Here is a 19,101-nt window from a genome sequence, read left to right as displayed (position 1 = left end):
GAACATGACGACTGTTCCAGGGCTCAACGCGCGGATCGTTTCGCGGGACGGGTGGGCGGTGTCGCACGCCGTCGTGACCGTGACCGACATGACCGGGCAGCAGGTGCTGCGGGCCGGGGCCGACGCGGACGGGGTCGTGCGCGACACGACTCCGCTCGCGCCGGGCGCGTACACCGTGATCGTGACGGCGGTCGGGTACGCGCCGACGGCGTCCAGCGCGATCGTGACCGCGAGCGGTCGGACCGAGGTCGGGACGGTCACCCTCGCCCGGCTCGGCGGCGGCGCCGAACTGCCGCCGCCGGGAACGTGGTTGGTCGACCCGGCGCATTCGTCGGTCGGGGCGGTGGCCCAGCATCTGGGCATCTCCAGCGTGCGCGGGCGGTTCACGGAGTTCACGGCGGCGATCGAGATCGCGCCGGACGAGGTCGCCAAGTCCCGGGTGGAGGCGGTCATTTCGGCCGCCTCGATAGATACGGGCAACGCGACGCGGGACGATCACCTGCGTTCCGCCGACTTCCTGGACGTGGAACGGCATCCGGAGATCACGTTCCGCTCGACGGGCCTGACCCCGGGCGCCGGGGCCGACCGCTGGCTCGTCCACGGCGAGTTGGGCATGCGCGGTGTCGTACGTCCGGTCGACCTCGACCTCGCCTACCTCGGCACCGGCGCCGATCCCTGGGGCGGGACGCGGGCCGCGTTCCGGGCGACGACCGAACTGCGGCGCGAGGACTTCGCCATGAACTACAACCAGGTGGTACGGGCGGGGATCGCGGCGATCGGTACGACGTTGAGGGTGGAGATCGAGATTCAGGCGGTACAGGGAACCGACTGAGTCGGGCTACAGGAGGCGGAGCAGGCGGGGCGGGACGAAGAGGTGCCGGGCCCGGTGTTCCTCGGCGTTCATCACGGCGGCGGGCATCCAGTCGGGCCGTCCCTCGGCCTTGACCAGGGACTCCTGGCGCTCGGCGCAGGTCGCGCAGGCGGGGTCCCACGGGGCCAGCAACTCGGCGTGCGCGTCGGCGAGATGACGGCCGAGCCGGATCTGCGTACCGAAGACGCTGTCGGCGAAGTCCCAGTCGACGGAGGAGTCCTCGGCCGTCAGCCCGGCAACTTCGGCCTGTACGTGGCGCATCTCCTCGTAGAAGCGGACGCAGTCGGCGCAGTCCCACATCCAGTCGGGGAGGAGGGGCCACTGGTCCGCGTTGTTCTCGCGCTCGGCGTCGAACTCAGCGTCGAACTCAGTGTCGTTCGCAACGTCTTTCTCACCGTTACCCGAACCGTTGTCGGTCATTCCGTTCGCTCCCCGCCCCCAGGTCTCCGTTGTCCGTCCGTTCGGATCCCTCTCCAGAACCGACCGGTCTCACTCACCCGCCCACCTCGAACCACAGCAACTTCCCGGCGCCGCGGTCCAGCAGACCGTCCCCGAGGGGCCAGCCACCCCAGCAGTCGGCGTACTCCTGTACGAGACGCAGCCCGCGCCCGCCCTCCCGGTCGGCCGGCGCGAGCGGGACGCGGTCGCGGGGCGGCGAGCCGAAGGGGGCGGGGATACGCGGGTGGCTGTCCCAGAGTCCGACGCGCAGACGTCCGTCGGCAAGGGCGGTGAGGCGGAGGGAGGCGGGGCCGTCGGTGTGCCGGTAGGCGTTGGTGACCAGCTCGGAGGTCAACAGCTCGACGGCGTCCAGGATTTCGGGCCTGCCGTGGGTGTCAAGCACGGTCCGTACGGTCATACGTGCGACTCGTGCCGCGCGGGGGTCGTGGGGGAGGCGGAGGGTGTACGTCCAGGTGGTGGGCGGGGATACGGTGCGCATGGACGGCTCCTGCGGTGGGGGGTTGGCTCGGTGGTTTGCGGTTTCACCGTAGACTGCGCCTGCTGAAGGTTTTGCAGAATTCCGAAAAACCTTCAGCAATATGCTTCGTGTGGGTGACCCCCCACGCCAGGTGTACGAAACGGAGTGGAGACATGGCACCGAGGCCCGCCCCGACGGCACGCCGCCTCCGGGTCGGCGTAGAACTGCGCCGACTACGGGAACGCGCCGGCATGACCGCCGCCGAGGCCGCCAGGTCCCTGGGCACGACTCAGGGCCAGATGAGCAACATCGAGGCCAACCGCTTCGGCGTCAGCGCGGAACGCGTGCACACGCTCGCCCAGATCTACGGCGCCACGGACGCTCCCCTGGTCGACGCCCTCGCCGCCATGGCCGCGGATCGCACGCGGGGCTGGTGGGAGGAGTACCGCGACACCCTGCCGTCCCGCCTCCTCGACCTGGCCGAGCTGGAACACCACGCCACGGCGGTGCGCGTGACCCAGGTCATCAACATCCCCGGTCTGCTCCAGACACCGGAACACGCCCGCGCGCTGTTCCGCGAAGCGGTGCCGCCCTTGCGCCCGCACGACATCGAGTACCGCATCTCGCACCGCATCAAGCGCCAGGCCATCCTCCACCGTGAGCAGCCGCCGCCATACGCGGCGATCGTCCACGAGGCCGCCCTGCGCATGCAGTTCGGTGGTCGCGAGGTGGCCAGGGCTCAGCTGCGGCACCTCACCGAGATGAGCGAACACCCCGCCGTCGGCCTTCGCGTGATCCCCTTCGACGGCACGTCGTTCCCCACGGCCGGGCACGCCGTCGACTACTTCCACGGCCCGGTACCCGCCCTCGACACCGTCGAGGTGGACACGGCACACGGCAGCCAACTCGTCGACGCGGCAGGACAATTGGAGAAGTACCGGCTCGTCCTTAACCGCATGGAGTCCGTCGCCCTGAAACCCGCCCCCTCGCGCGACCTCATCCACCGCATCTCCCAAGACACCTGAGAGACGAACGATGACCGAACCGACCTGGCACAAGTCGACCTACAGCGAAGAAGGCTCTGCCTGCGTCGAGATAGCCACCGCCCCCACCACCATCCACATACGCGACTCCAAGACACCCGCGGGCGCCCAACTCACCGTCCGGCCCGCGGCCTGGGCGGACTTCCTCTCCGGTGTGGGGCGGCGCTCTTCCCGGAGGTGAGGAACGGTGGTGGTGCCGACCAGCCGTGACTGCGGCTCGTCCACCGACATCGTTCGTCACGTCAGTGACGCCACCGCATCCGCTATCAGGGAACGTGCTGCCGCTCCGCGCGCGGCTCCCTGGGACAGCCGCTCAAAAGCTCGGGTGTACAACTCGACCTGGCTTGGTTGTGTGAGGGCGGAAGCAGCGTCCAATGTGTCCGCGTGCACCCTGGTGTCGTCAAAGACGGTGAAGGTCGGCATGGGCCACACGGTTCGTTGCGCCGAGAACGGGACGATACCCACAGCGACGTTCTGGGTCGGGACAAAGGAGCGCTTCGATCAGGAAGCCCTACGCCGGCCCCCGCACCCCGACCCACCCCCGGCCGGAGGAAAACCCGAACTGATCCAGCGCCACCGGGAAGTGTCGGCGGAGTTCCGGCCGTCGATCTGCCGCCGCTCGAAATCGCGTACTGGCTGATCAAACCCCTTCGCTCGTGCGCGGCACCTGGGGCGAGGCGAAGGCAGCGGCGGTCTGGATCGGAGAGGCTCTGGCTGAGCACACGCACCGGTTCGTCTGCGCGTACGACCGGGACGCCACCCGGCTGGCCACGCTGGTCGACTCGGCCGCCGTACAACTGGAGTCCGGCAGAGACGTGTCGTACGGCTTCTACCTCGAACACCCCTCGTACCTTTCCGTGGCCGTGGTGACCTGTTCCCCGAACCGTTCGAAGCCCGCACTGGCCTGCCCGGGTCCGACCCGGACATGAGCCCAGCGGGGACAGGCCCCGCAGCCCACCTGCCCCTAGGCTGGCCACATGGCACCGAACATCGCTACGAACACCGCCGTCTCCCTCGCCGAGCTGCTCGACTTCGTGCGGCCCCGGCATCGGGCGATTCTGCTCACCCGGCGTGCGGACGGGTCTCCGCAGGCCTCGCCGTTGACCTGTGGGGTCGACGACTCGGGGCGGGTCGTCGTGTCGACGTACCCCGAGCGCGCCAAGACGCGTAACGCCAAGCGGGACGAGCGGGTCAGCCTGCTCGTCCTGAGCGACGACTGGAACGGACCCTGGGTGCAGATCGACGGGACCGCCGAGGTCGTCGACTCGCCCGAGTCGGTCGAGCCGCTCGTGGAGTACTACCGGAACATCGCCGGGGAGCACCCCGACTGGGACGAGTATCGCGAGGCCATGCTCAAGCAGGGGAAGTCGATCATTCGGGTCACTCCGGAGAAGTGGGGGCCTGTTGCCACCGGCGGGTTCCCGGCCCGGTTGGTGACCGGGGAGGCATGAGGGTAGGGGGCGGGAGGCCTACGGGGAGCGCTCACGCCCTCGCCACCATCGCCTCGATCCCCGCCACCAGCAGCTCCAGCGCGAAGTCGAAGTCCCGTTCCCTCATCTCCTCCACCGTGCCGCCGCCCCGCGCCTCCATCATGTCCGCCGACTCCTGGATGAACTCGGCGGTCTCCGGGGCGGCCCCGACAGCGTTCATAGCGTGCTGGAAGAAGGCGTCCTGCGTCATGCCCGCGTCCGCGCAGCGGGCGATGAAGTGGCCCTCGACCGTGCCGAACCCGTACACGAACTGGAAGACGGCGGCGATGGCGCCCGTCAGCCCCCGTGCGGGCAGTCCCGTACGGCGCAGTACGCGCTGCACCGCGCGCGAGAACGCCTGTGAGTGCGGGCCGATGTTGAGGTAAGTACCGGCCAGCGGTGACACCCAGGGGTGGCGGACCAGCAACGAGCGGTACTCGCCGGCCAGCACTCGGAGCTGGTCGCGCCAGTCCTCGCCCTCTGACTCCGGGTCGGGCAGGCGCAGTTCGGCGGAGGCCGCGTCCAGGGCGAGTTCGAGCAGGTCGTCCTTGGTGTCGACGTACCAGTACACGGACATCGCCGTCACGTTCAGCTCGGCGGCGAGACGGCGCATGGAGAACTTCGCCAGTCCCTCGGCGTCCAGCAGCCGCACGGTCACCTCGGTGATCCGGTCCCGGTCCAGACCGGAGGGCTGACCGCTACGTCCACTACTGCTCCGGCGCGCTTTCCCTTCCAGCCACACACTGGTCCGCGCAGGCCGTTCAACCGCCTTCGCCATGGCGCACCTCCCGATACGTACGTTCACTTGCAAAGATGCTAGGCCGCAGCCGACCTGAAGGGGCGCGGGGCTGTGCCTGATATGCGGCTCCGCCGCGTGGGCGCGATGAACCACGACGGCGCCACACCCGCAACAGAACAGAACCCCCGAGCTCCTAGGCGGCATTCATCCGCTCGGCTCTGCGCAGCAGTACCGCCGCCACCACCCCACCCAGCAACACAGCCCCCGCCCCCACCAACTGACTCGTCTCCAGCCCGGACGCGAACGCCTCCGTAATACGCGCCCTCTCCGCCGCCGACCCCGCCTCCGCCAACGCCCCCGGCAGGGACACCGCCGCCACCGAAATCAGCGCCGCGAAGCGCGAGTTGAGCACCGCGCCCAGTACCGCGACCCCCAGACCCTGCCCGAACTCCGCCACCGTGCCGTTGATCCCCGCCCCGACACCCGCCTTCTCCGGCGGGATGGAGCTCATGATCGCGTGGGCCATCGCGGGGCTCGCCACCGCCGCTCCCGTGCCGATCAGCAGCAGGCCCAGCAACGTACCCGCGTAACCGCCGGAGGCAACCGTCGCGATGGACACCAGGCCCGCCGCCATCGCCGTCATGCCGAGGCCGATGGCGATCGGGGTGCCGAGCCTCGCCGACCATTTCGCCGCCACGCCGGTGAAGTTGAGGGCGACGATCGCGAGGGCGAGCGGTGCCGTGCGCAGGCCGGCCTCCAGGGGGCCGTATCCGAGCACGAACTGCATGTGCTGGGTGAGGAGGAAGAGGGAGCCGCCCATGCCGAACGTGATGAGCACCGCGCCCGCGACCGCGCCCGTGAAGCGGCGGTTGCGGAAGAAGTGCATGTCCAGCATGGGGTACGGGATCCTGCTCTCCCAGTACGCGAACGCGGCGAGCACGACTACCGCGACCGCCGCCGGGACCAGTACGCGGCCGGAGGTCCAGCCGTGCTCCGGGCCGGAGATGATCGCGAAGACCAGCGAGGACATGCCGATGGTCGACAGCAGCGCACCCACCAGGTCCGGGCGGTCGCCCTGCGGATTCCTGGACTCGGGGACCAGCGCCACCACCGCCACCAACCCCAGTGCCGCGACGGGGAGGTTGATCAGGAAGATCGCGCCCCACCAGAAGTGGTTCAGCATGAAGCCGCCGAGGAGGGGGCCCGTGGCGAAGCCTAGGGAGTTCACCGCCGCCCAGATGCCGATCGCCCTCGGCTGCTCCTCGGGCGTGAAGATCTGCATCGCCACGGCCAGCGTGGTCGTCATCAACAGCGCCCCGCCTACGCCCATTCCGGCCCGCGCCGCGATCAACTGGCCGGTGCTGTCCGCCAGTCCGGCGACCAGCGAGCCAACGCCGAACAGGGCCAGGCCCGCTATCAGCATCTTCTTGCGGCCGTAGCGGTCGGCCGCGCTGCCGGCGGTGAGCAGCAGGCCCGACTGGACCAGCGAGTACGCGTTGATCATCCACTGGATGTCGGACGTGGACGCGCCCAACTCCCGGGTGAGGGAGGGGATCGCGACGTTCAGGACGGTGTTGTCGAGCAGCACGGTGAGCTGCGCGAGACAGATGACACCGAGGATCAGCCAGCGCTGGGGGTGACCCTGGGACTGGGACCGGGACTTGTCCGAGCGGGTGCCCTGGGGGGACGTAGACATGTTGTACACCGTAGAACAGTTCCTGTACGGCGTACAACAAACTAAAAACGGGTGGTGGCCCGGAGCTGTATCGCTCCGGGCCACCACCCTGGAAAGGAACCCTCAGCGGATGCCGGTCAGCTGCTGCTCGTCGGCTGCGTCAGGTCGTAGAAGGTGGCCGAACCCACTGTCACCTTCGTGAAGTTGCTCTCGATCCACGAGCTGATCTGCGACGACGTGCTCGTCGTGCTGCTGCTGCCGCCCATGCCACCGCCGCCGGAGCCACTGGAGATGAAGTAGTGGATCTTGCCGTCCGCCACGTACTTCTTGAACTCGGCCAGTGTCGGGGACGGGTCGGTGCCGTTGAAGCCGCCGATCGCCATCACCGGGTCGCCGGTGGCCAGTTGGTAGCTCGCCGCGTTCTGCGCGCCGATGGCTGCCGCCGCCCAGGTGTAGTCACCCGCGTTCTTCTCCAGCAGGGCCTTGGCCTCGCTGGTGACGCTGGCGCCGTTGAGCAGACCGCCCACGCCACCGCCGCCGCCCATGCCGCCACCCTCGCCGGTCGTACCGCCGGGCATGCCACCCTGCTGGTTGCCCTGGCCCTGGGTACTGCCATTGCCCTGGGTGTTGCCGTTGCCGCCGCCCGGGAACCCGCCGCCGTTGCTGTTGCCGTTGCCGCCGGTCGGAGGCTGGCCCATGCCGCCACCGCCCTGCTGATTGCCCTGGCCGCCCTGGGTGTTGCCGTTCTGGTTGCCCTGCTGACCGCCGCCACCAGGACCGCCGCCCATACCGCCGCCACCGCCACCGCCGGGGCCACCGCGACCGCCGGACACCGACGGACCCGCCGTGACGATCGAGCCGGTGTGACCCTCGTTGAGGGTGGTGAGGGAGTACGCGGTCGGGCCCGCAAGTGCCGTGACGAAGCTCAACCCGACTACCGCGAGCGCCAGTTGGCGTCCGAGCTTGTTGACGAAGATCAGGCCCAGCGCGGCGACGAGGCCGCCGACCAGCACCAGCCACTTCAGCCAGGGCAGGTAGTCGGAGGAACGGTTGAGGAGGACGTAACCCCACACCGAGGTCGCCGTCATGGCGCCCGCGAGCGTCAACGACGCCCACATCTTGTCCCGTTCGCGCCACAGCAGGGCCGCGCCGATACCGATCAGCGGGGCGATGTAGGGGGCGAGGGCGACGGTGTAGTACTCGTGGAAGATGCCCTGCATGTAGCTGAAGACCACCATGGTGATCAGCAGCGAGCCACCCCAGAGGAGGAGCAGGGCGCGGACGCCGTCCGTGCGGGTGGCCTTGCGGCCGGCCCAGATGCCCGCGACGAGCAGGATCAGCGCGGCCGGGATCAGCCAGGAGATCTGGCCGCCGATGCTGGAGCTGAACATCCGGTCCCAGCCGGTCTCGCCCCACTGGCCGCTGCTGCCGCCACCGCCACCACCGCCGACGCTGCCGGTCTCCTCGCCGTTGATACGGCCGAGTCCGTTGTAGCCGAAGGTCAGTTCAAGGAAGGAGTTGTTCTGCGAGCCGCCGATGTAGGGGCGCGAGGAGGCCGGCCACAGCTCGACGATCGCGACCCACCAGCCGCCCGCTACGACCATCGCGAGCCCGGCGGCCAGCACCTGGCCGATCCGCCTGCGCACGCTGGTCGGCGCGAAGATCACGTAGACCAGGGCGAGCACCGGCAGGATCAGGAAGGCCTGGAGCGTCTTGACGAGGAAGGCGAAACCGATCGCCGTACCCGCCCAGAGCAGCCACTTCGTCTCGGCCTTCTCCATGGCGCGCTGGGTCGCGTAGACCGCGGCGGCCATGAGGAGCGCGAGGAGCGCGTCCGGGTTGTTGAAGCGGAACATCAGCGCGGCGACGGGTGTCAGCGCGAAAACCGCCATCGTGAGGAAGCCCGCGGTCGCGTTGAAGCGGCGCCGCACGGACGCGTACAGCACACCCGCCGTGGCGACGGCCATCAGGACCTGCGGGAACAGGATCGCGAAGGAGTTGAGGCCGAAGACGCGGACCGACAACGACATCGGCCAGAGGGAGGCCGGGGGCTTGTCGACGGTGATGGCGTTCGCCGAGTCGAGCGAGCCGAAGAAGAAGGCCTTCCAGGACTGGCTGCCGGCCTGAACCGCCGCCGAGTAGAAGGAGTTGGCGTACCCGGAGGCCGTCAGGTTCCAGGTGTACAGCGCGCCGATCACCAGCAGCGTGGCGAGGAAGGCGGGCCGTATCCACCGGTGGTCCTCGGGCCGCCCGCGCCACAGTCTGTGCACGAAGGGCTGCTTGGGCTCACCGGAGGAGGGAGCCGGTACGGCCGTGTCGCCGACTTCCTGCTGCTGTACCGGAGTTGGGTCCGGCGGGGGATAGGTCGTCTGGTCGAAGTGCGTGGTTGTCATCGCGGGTTCCTCGGATCCTGGCTGTCGTGCGGGCGCACCGGCTGGAGCCGCATGGTCGGGTCCCCCCAGGTACGGTCCGCGACTTCACCGGCGCGGAACTGGTCATTGGGGTAAGGGGAGTTGGCGTACTGCGAGTTGTTGTACGAAGTCGAGGTGTACTGGCCCGAGTTGTGGGCCTGGTAGGCCTGATAGGTCGGCGAACTCGGCGTGTGCGAGGCCACGACCGTCGAGGCCGTCGGCTCGTCGCGCTGGTCCGGGAAGACCCAGGCCCTGAAGAGCAGGAACCGCAGCACCGTTGCCGCGAGGTTGGCGGCGATGAGCACCGCCAGTTCCGTGGAGTGACCGGGGTCGCTGGTCGCCGCGTTGAGGGCGGCGAGCGAGCCGCTGGTCAGGGCGAGTCCGATGCCGAAGACGACCAGGCCCTGCGCCTGGTGGCGCACCGCACCGCCCCGGCCGGTCACCCCGAAGGTCAGGCGCCGGTTGGCCGCGGTGTTCGCGACGGCGGAGACCAGCAGCGCGAGCGCGTTGGCGATCTGCGAGCCGGCGAAGCCCCGGAAGGCGCTGTAGAGGAGAAGGTAGAAGAGGGTCGACATGCCGCCGACCACACAGAAACCGACGAGCTGGCGGGCCAGCCCCTTCGGTACGTCCTTGATGTCACGGTCGCGCGGATCGTCGCCGAAGGGCCGGGTGAGCCGGTCCAGCGGCAGCGAACCGGAGGCAAGGGCCTTGCCCACGCGCAACACCCCCTTCAGGTCGTCGGTAGCCGTCTTGACGATGTGGACGGTCGAGTCCGGGTCGTCGACCCAGTCGACCGGCACCTCGTGGATGCGCAGTCCGGCACGCTCGGCGAGCACCAACATCTCGGTGTCGAAGAACCAGCCGGTGTCCTCGATGAGCGGCAGCAGGATCTGGGCGACATCACGTCGGATCGCCTTGAATCCGCACTGCGCGTCGGAGAAGCGGGCCTGGAGCGAGCCGCGCAGGATCAGGTTGTACGTCCGGCTGATGAACTCCCGCTTGGCACCGCGCACGACGCGCGAGGAGCGGGCGAGCCGGGAGCCGATCGCGAGGTCCGAGTGACCGGAGATCAGCGGTGCCACCAGCGGCAGCAGGGCGTTGAGGTCGGTGGACAGGTCGACGTCCATGTAGGCGAGAATCGGCGCGTCGGACGCGGACCACACGGTCCGCAGTGCTCGGCCGCGCCCCTTCTGCTCCAGCCGGAAGGACCTGACCTCCGGTATCTCCGCCGCCAGCCGCGCCGCCACCATCGGGGTGGTGTCCGTGGAGGCGTTGTCCGCGACCGTGATGCGGAACGCGTACGGGAACGTGCGCTTGAGGTGCTCGTGCAGTCTGAGCACACATGGCTGGAGGTCCTTCTCCTCGTTGTAGACGGGGATCACTACGTCCAGGACAGGCGTACCGGCTGCCGCGGCCGGGAGGTGCTCCCGCGCCGGCAGGGTGCCGGGAGAAGAGTCGGTTCGCATGACACCGACTTTGGTCAGGCGCCCTGTTCCACCCATGTGCTGGCACTGTGCTGTGCCTGTGAGTCCGATTGCCAGTTTGTTTCGGGGGCAAGGGCAGGCAAATGGACCGTAAAGATGGTGCGTCCGGGCACACTGTCCACGGTCACGGCACCGCCGTGCGCGGTCGCGACGGCCTGCACGATGGCGAGCCCGAGACCGGTGGAACCGGTGGTGCGGGAGCGCGCGGTGTCGCCGCGCGCGAACCGTTCGAACACATGCGGCAGCAGATCGGCGGGGATGCCCTGTCCGTCGTCCTGCACGTCCACACACAGCCACGGCCCGCGCCGCTGCACACGCGCGGTGACGGTCGTCCCGGGCGGGGTGTGCGTACGCGCGTTGGCCAGCAGGTTGACGAGGACCTGCTGGAGCCGGGCCGCGTCCGCCGACACGAGCGCGGGCTCGTCGGGCAGGTCGAGCCGCCAGTTGTGCTCCCGGCCCGCGGCGCGCGCGTCGCTGATCGTGTCCACGACGAGGGGTACGAGGTCGGTCTGGTCGAACTGGAGCGGGCGCCCCGCGTCCAGGCGGGCGAGGAGAAGCAGGTCCTCGACGAGGAGGGTCATCCGGCCGGCCTCGGACTCGATCCGCCCGAGAGCGTGCCGGGTGTCGGGCCCGGTCTCCTCACGTCCGCGTCTGGTCAGCTCGGCGTACCCGCGGATCGACGCCAGCGGCGTACGCAGCTCATGACTGGCGTCCGCGACGAACTGGCGTACCCGCATCTCGCTCTGCTGGCGCGAGTGCAGGGCGCCGTGCACATGGTCGAGCATCCGGTTGAGCGCGGCACCGACCTGGCCGACCTCGGTGTGCGGGTCGGTCTCGGACTCGGCGACCCGCTCGTTGAGGGTCACCTCGCCGGTGTGCAGGGGGAGTTCGGAGACCCGGGTGGCGGTGGAGGCGACCTTGCGCAGGGGGCGCAGGGCCACACCGACGAGTACGGAGCCCGCGATCCCGGCGGCGACGAGGCCGGCGGCGGTGACGCTGACCTCCACGAGGATCAGGGTGTTGATGGTGGTGGTGACGGAGTCGGTGGGGAGGGCGACGTAGTAGCTGCCGGTGCCGATCTTGCTGGTGACGTACGTGACGCGGTACTCGCCGAGCCCGGTGAGGGTGACGGTGTGCAGGCTGTCGTCCCGGGCGACGGCGGCCAGTTCGGCCCGCTGCGTCTCGTCGAGCGCGACGGAGTCCATTTCCGTCAGGCCGGTGTCACTCGTGGTCGACTGCATCTTGGCGATGTACGCCTGGGTGACGCCGCCGTTCTCGTCGACGCTGGCGGCGACGGTGTCCTCCTGCGTCCCGCCCTTCTTCATGAAGTCCGTGAGCCGTTCCGTGGGGGTCTGCGTACCCGCGCCGGAGGCGGAGGTGGTGCTGTTGCCGGTGGAGGATCCGTCGGAGGATCCGGTGGAAGATCCGGTGGAGGACGAGGAATCCGAGGAGGACGAGGAATCCGAGGAGGACGAGCTGTTGTCGGCCCCTGGCGACCCGCCGGGCGGGGTGCCGTTGCCACCGCCCTGACCGGGCCCGTTCGGGGGTCCGCCACCACCCACGCGCCTCGCGGCCTCGCTGACCTGGTTGTTCAGCTGCTTGTCGAGGTGCTGTTCGAGCGCGATGGTCGTCACCGTGCCCATCACGGCACACACGACGGCGATCAGCGAGACCGCCGAGACCACAAGCCGCGTCCGCAGGGTCCGCGGCTTGTTCTGCCGCTTCGCCTTCCGCTGCAACCTGTGCGACTTCCTCTGACTGCTCACCTGACTGCTCACCGTGCTGCCCTCCTGCCGGGCTCGACTACCTCTTCCGGAGCGGCACCACCATCGACGCGCCCTACATTCTGTCCGCGCGCCGTCCCGTACGCCGGGGAATCGAACGACCCGCGACTATGAGGGCGAACACATGCCCGCCCCACGCCGAGGTCCGGATCAGCCGGCGGGCTTGATCAGATACCCGGCACCGCGCCGGGTGTGGATCATCGGCTCGCGCCCCGCGTCGATCTTCCGGCGCAGGTAGGAGATGTACAGCTCGACGACGTTCGCCTGGCCGCCGAAGTCGTACGACCACACGCGGTCGAGTATCTGGGCCTTGCTGAGCACACGGCGCGGGTTGCGCATCAGGAAGCGCAGCAGCTCGAACTCGGTCGCGGTGAGGTGGATGCCCTCACCGGCCCGCGACACCTCGTGGCTGTCCTCGTCGAGGGTGAGGTCGCCGACGACCAGTACGGAGTCGGAGCGGCGGTCGGCCGCGCCGGAGCGCCGGATCAGGCCGCGCAGCCGTGCCACGACCTCTTCGAGGCTGAAGGGCTTGGTGACGTAGTCGTCGCCGCCCGCGGTGAGGCCCGCGATCCGGTCCTCGACGGCGTCCTTCGCCGTCAGGAACAGCACGGGCACCTCGGGCAGCTCGCGCCGGAGCCGGCCGAGGACGGTGAGGCCGTCCATGTCGGGCAGCATCATGTCGAGTACGACGGCGTCGGGCCGGAACTCTCGCGCGGTCTGCACCGCGCCCGTTCCGTCACCCGCGCTGCGGATCTGCCAGCCTTCGTAGCGGAGGGCCATGGACAGCAGCTCGGTGATCGACAGCTCGTCGTCCACCACAAGCACTCGGACGGGGCTCCCGTCCGGCCTCAGCAGTTCGGTGCGCCCCTGGGGCGAGGTCGTGGTCATAGCGGAAACCATGTCGGTGTCCTCTGAGAGCAAGCTTTCTGGAACCTGTGATTTTCCTGAGAAACTCACAGGCGCCTCTCAGGGAACCCCTGGGAATTCCGCCCCCGAGAAGGCCTGAAGGGCAGGGCGACCACCCTCCCCAGGGGGCGACGAAACCGCCCCCCACCTGCACCTTCACCCGTAACCGGGAAAGCCGCGCCAGCCACCGGGAAGCCCCCGGGACGCCCGCCGGGCATCCTGTGCGTCTCCTGGGCGAACCCGATTCAAAGTTACGCACCCCACTTCACCGTGCCCGATATATCCCTTCCGGCCGGCTGTTCTCACCTCATCCTCATGCCGGTGTCAGCCCCTCCTCACCTCCGTACCCCCAAGCCCGAAGAGCCGCGCCCCGTTGTCGTGGCACACCGCCCGGAGCCAGTCGTCGCCGAGGTCCAGGCGCTGCAGGGCGTGCAGCTGATGGACGTACGGATACGGAATGTTCGGAAAGTCCGAGCCGAGCAGGACGCGGTCGCCGAGGTCGGCAAGCCGGGGGAGCGCGGACCGGGGGAACCCGGCCATCCGCTCCGCGAAGTCGGTGAACGCCATCGTCGTGTCCAGCCGCACCTCCCCGTACCGCTCGGCGAGGCCGAGGAAGTCCTCGTACTCGGGCAGGCCCATGTGCGCGACGACCAGCCGCAGCCTGGGGTGCCTGGCGAGCACCCGCCCGATCGGCTCGGGCCCGGTGTGCTTGCCGGGCGCCGGTCCCGAACCGCAGTGGATCACCACGGGGGTGCCGGTCTCGGCGAGGAACCCCCAGGCGGGGTCGAGGAGTTCGTCGGCCGGGTCGTACGCCCCCACCTGGACGTGCGCCTTGAAGACGCGCGCGCCGGACTCGACGGCCTCCCGGACGTACGTCTCGACGCCCGGTTCCGGGAACAGGGTGGAGGTGTGCAGACAGTCGGGGGTGCGGGCGGCGAAGTCGGTGGCCCACCGGTTGAGCCACTGGGCCATGCCCGGCTTGTGCGGGTAGAGCATGGCGGTGAAGGCGCGGACCCCGAACTCCCGGATCACCGCGAGCCGTTCGTCCTCCTCCAGCCGGTAGGTAATGGGCCACTCGACGCCGTTGTCCACCGTTCCGACGGCGTCGAAGTAGGCCCAGACCTTGCGCAGGACACGTTCGGGCATGAAGTGCGTGTGCACGTCGACGAGTCCGGGCAGCCCGAGCCGCGTCCAGAACCGCCGGACCTCGGCGGCCTCGTCCTCTGAGCCTGCCCTCGTGTCGTCCACAGTCGTCAGCCGTCCTCTCGCTCGCCAGCTCACCCGCTCGCCCTGCGGCACCAGGGCTCAGAACAGCCCGTCCTGCACCCCCGCCGCCTCCTTCGACCTCATCCCCTTGAACTCCCGCACAGGAACCGTGAGTCCACCGCTGCCGACCGGCACCAGCTCCCACCCCGTCATCAGCCTGGTGTCCAGCACCACCACGCCCCGCCCGTCCTCGGCGGCGAGATGCAGATCGGGCCCGGCCGCCGCCACCAGCTCGCCCCCGACGACGCCCCCGGCCACCAGCTCGCCCACCGAACCCACGGCCGGTGCGGCCTCCGTCAGCCCGAACACGCCTACGTGGTCGACGACTTGGCAGGGCGCCCGCTCCAGGGACTCGGGCCAGGCGGTCAACCCCACCGCACGGGCGTGCAGTTCCTCGACCTCGGCGGCGCGCTCGGCCGCCGTACCCGGCAGCTCGGCCCGCACCGCCCGCTTGTCGGCGTACGGAATCCGGTCCGGGACGCCGAGCGCGGCGCGCAGCAACTCCTCCGTACGCCGGGCGGCCATCAACGGCCCGGCTCCGAGCCAGCTGAAGGCGACGGCGCCCTGCTCAAGCAGCCGCGCCGAGCCCCGCTCCAGCGCGGTGATGCCGACCTTGGTCATGCCGGGCCCGAACCACGCCAGATATACGTGATAGGGGCGTGGATCGTCGGCGATCGTGTCGGCGGCGACCGAATGCGCCCGGTCCAGCCGCGCGCACTCCTCGCACCGCGCCCCCGTGCTCCGCCCCGACACCGCCACCCGCATCGGACAGGCGTTGCCCCGCGCTCCCACACATGTCCGTACGCCCCCTTCCGTGACCCCGAAGGCCACCCGCTTCCCCCACGTCAGCGCACTCTTGCGCCCACCGTCCCACCGCAGCACGGGACCGTCCGCCGACCATCGCAGCCCCGAGCATCTCCATGCCTGTGCCATCCCTTGCGAGAGTACGGGCTGCCACTGACAACGCCCTCCCGGGCCGGAAAACGCCCAGGTCAGAGGCTCAGACCCGGCCCCGCCCCGCCAACCGGCACCCCACGCACCCCGGATGCCCGGCCCGCGCCGCACGGTCCCGCTCCCGCAGCCGCCACTCGCCCACCGGCCGCACACCCGGCGGCTTCCCCCACCCGGCGAGGTGCAGCACCCAGGTGACCAGCAGGGCGACCACGAGCACCGCCGTCCCGCCCGTCACCGCGAGGGCCGAGGTCAGGCAGATGCCCAGGCCGAGCACGCAGGACCCGACGGTCGCGATGGCGGTGCCCGTCCAGCCGGCGACGGTGTGTCCCTCGTCGTGTGCGCTCACGTCCGCGTCTCCCCACGTAGAATCGAGAATCTCTCACGTCGTAAGCAGTTTAGCCCCAAAACCTCTCACGAGCTAAGGCAATCTCGATGCAAGGCCCACCGCAGGACTCACCGCAAGGCCGATCGCACCACCCATCGCAGGACTCACCCCGCCCGCCCGCGACCCCCGCCCAGCTGCTCACGGCGATGGACCACACCATCGCGACGCACCTGCTCAGCCAGCAGGAGATGGCCCGGCGCCTGGAACTGAACGTCACCGACCTCACCTGCTTCGGCTTCGTCCTGGAGGCGGGCAAGGACCTCCTCACCGCCGGTGACCTGGCCGAACGCGCCCACGTCACCACCGGCGCCGTCACCGGCATCCTCAACCGCCTCGAACGCGCGGGCTACATCACCCGCCGCCCCGACCCGAAGGACCGCCGCCGGGTCCGGGTGGCCGCCCAACCGGCCGCCGTCGCCCGGGTCCGCGCCCTCTACGAGCCCTACTACGCCCGCCTGGCCGCCCTCCTCTCCGACTACTCCCCCACCGAAGTCGCCGTACTGGCCGACTGGTTCACCCGCCAGGGCCGACTGGCCCGGGAGTACATGGACGAGATCCGCGAGACGGACGGCACGTAAGGGGCCGCTACAGCACCGGTCGTTGTGGTGACGACTGCTCCCGCACCGGCAGCACCACCGCCGAAGGACACCCGCCCCCGTGATGGACCTCCTGGTCGGCGGCGAGCAGAACCGTCGCCGTGGCATGCGGCTCACCGGTCCCGGTGTTGCGCGCGAAGCGCGGGAACGCCCCGCTGGACACCTGCACCCGGATGCGGTGCCCGCGCCGGAAACGGTAGGCGGTGGGCCACAACGAGACGTGGACGGGCGCGAGTTCGTCGGCACCGGTGACACTGACCAGCCCGTCGCACACATTGAACGACCTTCCGCGCGCGTCGACATCGCACACCCGCACGAACACATCGGCGTACGCCAGGCTGGACCTGAACCAGATCTCCGCCCCGACCTCCCCGACGACCTCAACGTCTTCCGTCAACTCGGCCGTCGTGTACGTCAGTACATCGCCCCGCGCCTCCAACTCCCCGTTGGCGACCCGCCCGCTGCCCCGGCCCATCCGGACGCCGCCGACGGCGGGGGTGGGTTCGGCCGGGTCGTACCGGTAGCTGTCGTGCGCCGCCGCCTCACCCGGCGCACCGTCGCCGAGCACACCGCCGGAGCCGAGATGGAACCGCCGGGGCGCATACCCGACGGGCGGCCAGGAGTCGAAGTCCCGCCACTCACCCTTTCCTCGCCCCTTCCCAGACCCCTGCCCCTGCCGCCGCTCCTGCTGCTGCTCCTGCCCATCCCCTCCTCCACCGGCGCCCATGACGAACAGCCGTACGGGCGCGCGTTCCGGAGGCGTCTGCCCGCGCGCGTGGGCGAGTCCGAACTCGACCGCCTCGCGGATCGGGGTGCCGTGCGGGGAGAGATGGGCCCACGGCCCGACGGTCAGCCGCGCCGGCCGCCCCGCCTCCTGCAGCGCGCGGAAGTCCCGCAACTGGCCCGGCAGGAAGATGTCGTACCAGCCCCCGATCGAACTGACCGGCACGCTCACGCCCGTCACCCGGTGCCGGTGGTCGAGCTGATCGTCATGGTCGCCGTCGGTGTCGTGGGCGAGGATGCTCTGGAGGTAGTCGGAGCGGTGGCCGAGGGCGGCCAGGTCGGCGCCGCCCAGCGGCAGTCCGGCGAGGGCACGCCGGTTGCGCGGGGCCTGGGCGAGCTGGCGCAGCACCGCGAAGGGGCGTTCCTGCCCGGCGACCATGACACCCCACTCGAACGGGGTCTCCAGCGAGAAGCCGTCCGGCCGCAGGAACTCCAGGGTCAGCGCCGACTCGGTCACCATCGGGATCATCGCCTTGACCTCGGGCGGCAGCGAATCGGCGACGGCCCACTGGGCGAACCCCATGTAACTGGCCCCGACCAGCACGACGGACCCCGCGCACCAGGGCTGCTTCACCACCCACTCCAACGTCGAGAGCCCGTCGGCCCGTTCGTGCCGGAAGGGTTCGAAGTCGCCGCCGGAGCCGAAGGTCCCGCGAGCGCTCTGTACGACGACCTGGAACCCACGTTCGGCCAACAGCCGTACGGAACCGCCGCCTTGAATCCCACGCCGCCCGTACGGCGTCCGGATCAGCGCGACCGGCAGCCCGTCGTCCTCCCGCCCCCGGGCCACCCACCGATCCGCCAGCAACTCGACGCCATCGCCCATCGGCACCCGAAGATCCCGCCGCACGACGAGATCCCGGGTCACCGGAGGGCCGAGCCCCAGCAGCCGCTGGAGGAGATGACTACGCAGGTTCATGGAAGGCAGCCCCAGTCTGAAAGCGGCGCAGAGCCTCGACGCCGTCGGAATCGGAAGCGGAATCGGATACGAAGGTCTATTGCCGGATCGGCCGCCGGGTCGGTCGCCGGGTCGGTCCCCAACGGTGGCACAGGAGGGGGCGGGCGAGACGTCAACTCCCCTCCGGCTTCCGCCACACCAGCGTGTAACGCCAGAAGAGCCGCCGCCGCACCCGGCACCCCGGCAGCACCCGCCGGGCCTCCCGCACCACCTCGCCGTACCCCATCTCCGCCGCCCGCGTCCGCGCGGTCATGGCGACGGGTCGCACGGCCGCCCGTCGCCCCCGGTTCTTCAGCCAGGCCATGACGACGTTCGCCGGCACGGCCACCGCCCCCAGCAGCCGGTCGACGGGACCCTCCGCCCGGGCCAGCCCGACCACGACCAGCGTCCCGCCGGGCGCCAGCAGCCGCCGGAAGAGGGCTAGGGCGTCGGCGTACGGAAGATGGTGGACGGCGGCGACGCAGGTGACGACGTCGTACGGGCCGTCGGGAACGCCGGTCATCGCGTCCACGGCGACGAAGGTGACCGAGGCGGCCTGGGCTGCCGGGGCGGTGAGTTGGCGGGCCCGGTCGATGATCGCGGGGTCCGAGTCGATGCCGAGCACCGCCGACGTACTCCGCCCGGCCAGCAGCCGCGCCAGGTCGCCGCTGCCGCAGCCGACGTCCAGGGCGGGGCCGTACCGCCTGGGCAACTGCCGTACGAGCCACGGGTGGTAGTGGGCGTTGTGGTCCCAGGGGCGGGCGGCGTGGAAGCGGTCCAGTGCGCGCAGGACGGCCGGCGGCAAGATCGTCACACCGTCATCCTGACCCGAACGGGCAAGCCGGACAACGGCGCAGGGCCCCACCGCGAACGATGGGGCCC

Annotated in this window: 17 protein-coding genes and 3 pseudogenes; 6 read left to right on the top strand and 14 right to left on the bottom strand. The window is 70.3% G+C overall.

The window, feature by feature from the left end:
* The first annotated feature begins 4 nt into the window (after nt 1-4).
* Nucleotides 5-832: a YceI family protein gene (locus tag CW359_RS14630; RefSeq protein ID WP_105970360.1), complete on the top strand. Its 828-nt coding sequence runs from the start codon at nt 5-7 to the stop codon at nt 830-832.
* A gap of 6 nt (nt 833-838) precedes the next feature.
* Here CW359_RS14630 and CW359_RS14625 read toward each other — a convergent pair whose 3' ends face one another.
* Both CW359_RS14625 and CW359_RS14620 read right to left on the bottom strand, forming a co-directional pair.
* On the bottom strand, nt 839-1,291 hold the full coding sequence (locus CW359_RS14625) for a hypothetical protein (RefSeq protein WP_105970359.1): 453 nt from the start codon (nt 1,289-1,291) through the stop codon (nt 839-841).
* A gap of 73 nt (nt 1,292-1,364) precedes the next feature.
* Nucleotides 1,365-1,808, bottom strand: coding sequence for an ATP-binding protein (locus CW359_RS14620; protein ID WP_105970358.1), 444 nt, complete (start codon nt 1,806-1,808; stop codon nt 1,365-1,367).
* A 152-nt stretch (nt 1,809-1,960) separates the two neighbouring features.
* On the opposite strand from CW359_RS14620, the gene CW359_RS14615 reads away from it, so the two are divergent.
* Nucleotides 1,961-2,812 (top strand): helix-turn-helix domain-containing protein, encoded by an 852-nt coding sequence (locus CW359_RS14615; RefSeq protein ID WP_105970357.1) that lies wholly within the window; start codon nt 1,961-1,963, stop codon nt 2,810-2,812.
* 10 nt (nt 2,813-2,822) lie between these two features.
* A complete protein-coding gene (locus CW359_RS14610; RefSeq protein ID WP_105970356.1) occupies nt 2,823-3,011 on the top strand; it encodes a DUF397 domain-containing protein in 189 nt (62 codons plus the stop codon).
* A gap of 56 nt (nt 3,012-3,067) precedes the next feature.
* On the opposite strand, the pseudogene CW359_RS46415 reads toward CW359_RS14610, so the two are convergent.
* A pseudogene (locus tag CW359_RS46415) lies at nt 3,068-3,307 on the bottom strand (Scr1 family TA system antitoxin-like transcriptional regulator); the annotation flags it as partial.
* Here CW359_RS46415 and CW359_RS14600 point away from each other — a divergent pair.
* Nucleotides 3,252-3,759: pseudogene (locus tag CW359_RS14600) on the top strand (hypothetical protein). The pseudogenes CW359_RS46415 and CW359_RS14600 overlap by 56 nt on opposite strands.
* Nucleotides 3,760-3,807: 48 nt before the next feature.
* Nucleotides 3,808-4,281 carry a PPOX class F420-dependent oxidoreductase gene (locus tag CW359_RS14595; protein ID WP_105970355.1) on the top strand — a complete coding sequence of 158 codons (474 nt, stop codon included), beginning with the start codon at nt 3,808-3,810 and terminating at the stop codon, nt 4,279-4,281.
* A 31-nt stretch (nt 4,282-4,312) separates the two neighbouring features.
* On the opposite strand, the gene CW359_RS14590 is transcribed toward CW359_RS14595, so the two are convergent.
* The 9 genes and pseudogenes from CW359_RS14590 to CW359_RS14550 form a co-directional block, all read right to left on the bottom strand.
* The gene (locus CW359_RS14590; protein WP_105970354.1) at nt 4,313-5,077 is read right to left on the bottom strand and encodes a TetR/AcrR family transcriptional regulator; all 765 of its coding nucleotides are present in this window, start codon (nt 5,075-5,077) and stop codon (nt 4,313-4,315) included.
* Nucleotides 5,078-5,231: 154 nt separating this feature from the next.
* On the bottom strand, nt 5,232-6,734 hold the full coding sequence (locus CW359_RS14585; RefSeq protein WP_105970459.1) for an MFS transporter: 1,503 nt from the start codon (nt 6,732-6,734) through the stop codon (nt 5,232-5,234).
* Between the two features lie 116 nt (nt 6,735-6,850).
* Nucleotides 6,851-9,106, bottom strand: coding sequence for an ArnT family glycosyltransferase (locus CW359_RS14580; RefSeq protein WP_105970353.1), 2,256 nt, complete (start codon nt 9,104-9,106; stop codon nt 6,851-6,853).
* The gene (locus CW359_RS14575; protein WP_105970352.1) at nt 9,103-10,590 is read right to left on the bottom strand and encodes a bifunctional glycosyltransferase family 2/GtrA family protein; all 1,488 of its coding nucleotides are present in this window, start codon (nt 10,588-10,590) and stop codon (nt 9,103-9,105) included. Before CW359_RS14575 ends, CW359_RS14580 begins: the two co-directional genes overlap by 4 nt.
* A gap of 14 nt (nt 10,591-10,604) precedes the next feature.
* Nucleotides 10,605-12,374 carry a HAMP domain-containing sensor histidine kinase gene (locus CW359_RS14570; RefSeq protein ID WP_198655217.1) on the bottom strand — a complete coding sequence of 590 codons (1,770 nt, stop codon included), beginning with the start codon at nt 12,372-12,374 and terminating at the stop codon, nt 10,605-10,607.
* A 168-nt stretch (nt 12,375-12,542) separates the two neighbouring features.
* Entirely contained in the window at nt 12,543-13,280 is a 738-nt protein-coding gene (locus tag CW359_RS14565) for a response regulator transcription factor (protein ID WP_189152128.1), read from the bottom strand.
* 342 nt (nt 13,281-13,622) lie between these two features.
* Complete coding sequence (locus tag CW359_RS14560; RefSeq protein ID WP_105970349.1) at nt 13,623-14,546, bottom strand: amidohydrolase family protein; 924 nt, start codon at nt 14,544-14,546, stop codon at nt 13,623-13,625.
* 57 nt (nt 14,547-14,603) lie between these two features.
* Nucleotides 14,604-15,497: a DUF2797 domain-containing protein gene (locus CW359_RS14555; RefSeq protein ID WP_105970348.1), complete on the bottom strand. Its 894-nt coding sequence runs from the start codon at nt 15,495-15,497 to the stop codon at nt 14,604-14,606.
* Nucleotides 15,498-15,570: 73 nt separating this feature from the next.
* Nucleotides 15,571-15,864: pseudogene (locus CW359_RS14550) on the bottom strand (HGxxPAAW family protein); the annotation flags it as partial.
* 185 nt (nt 15,865-16,049) lie between these two features.
* Here CW359_RS14550 and CW359_RS14545 point away from each other — a divergent pair.
* Nucleotides 16,050-16,481 carry a MarR family winged helix-turn-helix transcriptional regulator gene (locus tag CW359_RS14545; RefSeq protein WP_198655215.1) on the top strand — a complete coding sequence of 144 codons (432 nt, stop codon included), beginning with the start codon at nt 16,050-16,052 and terminating at the stop codon, nt 16,479-16,481.
* A 7-nt stretch (nt 16,482-16,488) separates the two neighbouring features.
* On the opposite strand, the gene CW359_RS14540 is transcribed toward CW359_RS14545, so the two are convergent.
* A complete protein-coding gene (locus CW359_RS14540; protein ID WP_105970346.1) occupies nt 16,489-18,201 on the bottom strand; it encodes a CocE/NonD family hydrolase in 1,713 nt (570 codons plus the stop codon).
* A gap of 151 nt (nt 18,202-18,352) precedes the next feature.
* A complete protein-coding gene (locus tag CW359_RS14535) occupies nt 18,353-19,033 on the bottom strand; it encodes a class I SAM-dependent methyltransferase (RefSeq protein ID WP_105970345.1) in 681 nt (226 codons plus the stop codon).
* Nucleotides 19,034-19,101 lie beyond the last annotated feature (68 nt).

It is taken from the genome of Streptomyces geranii (genome assembly GCF_002954775.1).
GTDB classification, from domain to species: Bacteria; Actinomycetota; Actinomycetes; order Streptomycetales; family Streptomycetaceae; genus Streptomyces; species Streptomyces geranii.
This window is presented reverse-complemented; position numbering and strand designations above follow the sequence as displayed.

Coding starts and splice junctions, on each gene's coding strand:
- CW359_RS14585 (WP_105970459.1), bottom strand. CDS start 6,734: ATGTCTACGTCCCCCCAGGGCACCCGCTCGGACAAGTCCCGGTCCCAG.
- CW359_RS14545 (WP_198655215.1), top strand. CDS start 16,050: ATGGACCACACCATCGCGACGCACCTGCTCAGCCAGCAGGAGATGGCC.
- CW359_RS14590 (WP_105970354.1), bottom strand. CDS start 5,077: ATGGCGAAGGCGGTTGAACGGCCTGCGCGGACCAGTGTGTGGCTGGAA.
- CW359_RS14625 (WP_105970359.1), bottom strand. CDS start 1,291: ATGACCGACAACGGTTCGGGTAACGGTGAGAAAGACGTTGCGAACGAC.
- CW359_RS14595 (WP_105970355.1), top strand. CDS start 3,808: ATGGCACCGAACATCGCTACGAACACCGCCGTCTCCCTCGCCGAGCTG.
- CW359_RS14555 (WP_105970348.1), bottom strand. CDS start 15,497: ATGGCACAGGCATGGAGATGCTCGGGGCTGCGATGGTCGGCGGACGGT.
- CW359_RS14615 (WP_105970357.1), top strand. CDS start 1,961: ATGGCACCGAGGCCCGCCCCGACGGCACGCCGCCTCCGGGTCGGCGTA.
- CW359_RS14540 (WP_105970346.1), bottom strand. CDS start 18,201: ATGAACCTGCGTAGTCATCTCCTCCAGCGGCTGCTGGGGCTCGGCCCT.
- CW359_RS14565 (WP_189152128.1), bottom strand. CDS start 13,280: ATGACCACGACCTCGCCCCAGGGGCGCACCGAACTGCTGAGGCCGGAC.
- CW359_RS14580 (WP_105970353.1), bottom strand. CDS start 9,106: ATGACAACCACGCACTTCGACCAGACGACCTATCCCCCGCCGGACCCA.
- CW359_RS14610 (WP_105970356.1), top strand. CDS start 2,823: ATGACCGAACCGACCTGGCACAAGTCGACCTACAGCGAAGAAGGCTCT.
- CW359_RS14620 (WP_105970358.1), bottom strand. CDS start 1,808: ATGCGCACCGTATCCCCGCCCACCACCTGGACGTACACCCTCCGCCTC.
- CW359_RS14630 (WP_105970360.1), top strand. CDS start 5: ATGACGACTGTTCCAGGGCTCAACGCGCGGATCGTTTCGCGGGACGGG.
- CW359_RS14575 (WP_105970352.1), bottom strand. CDS start 10,590: ATGCGAACCGACTCTTCTCCCGGCACCCTGCCGGCGCGGGAGCACCTC.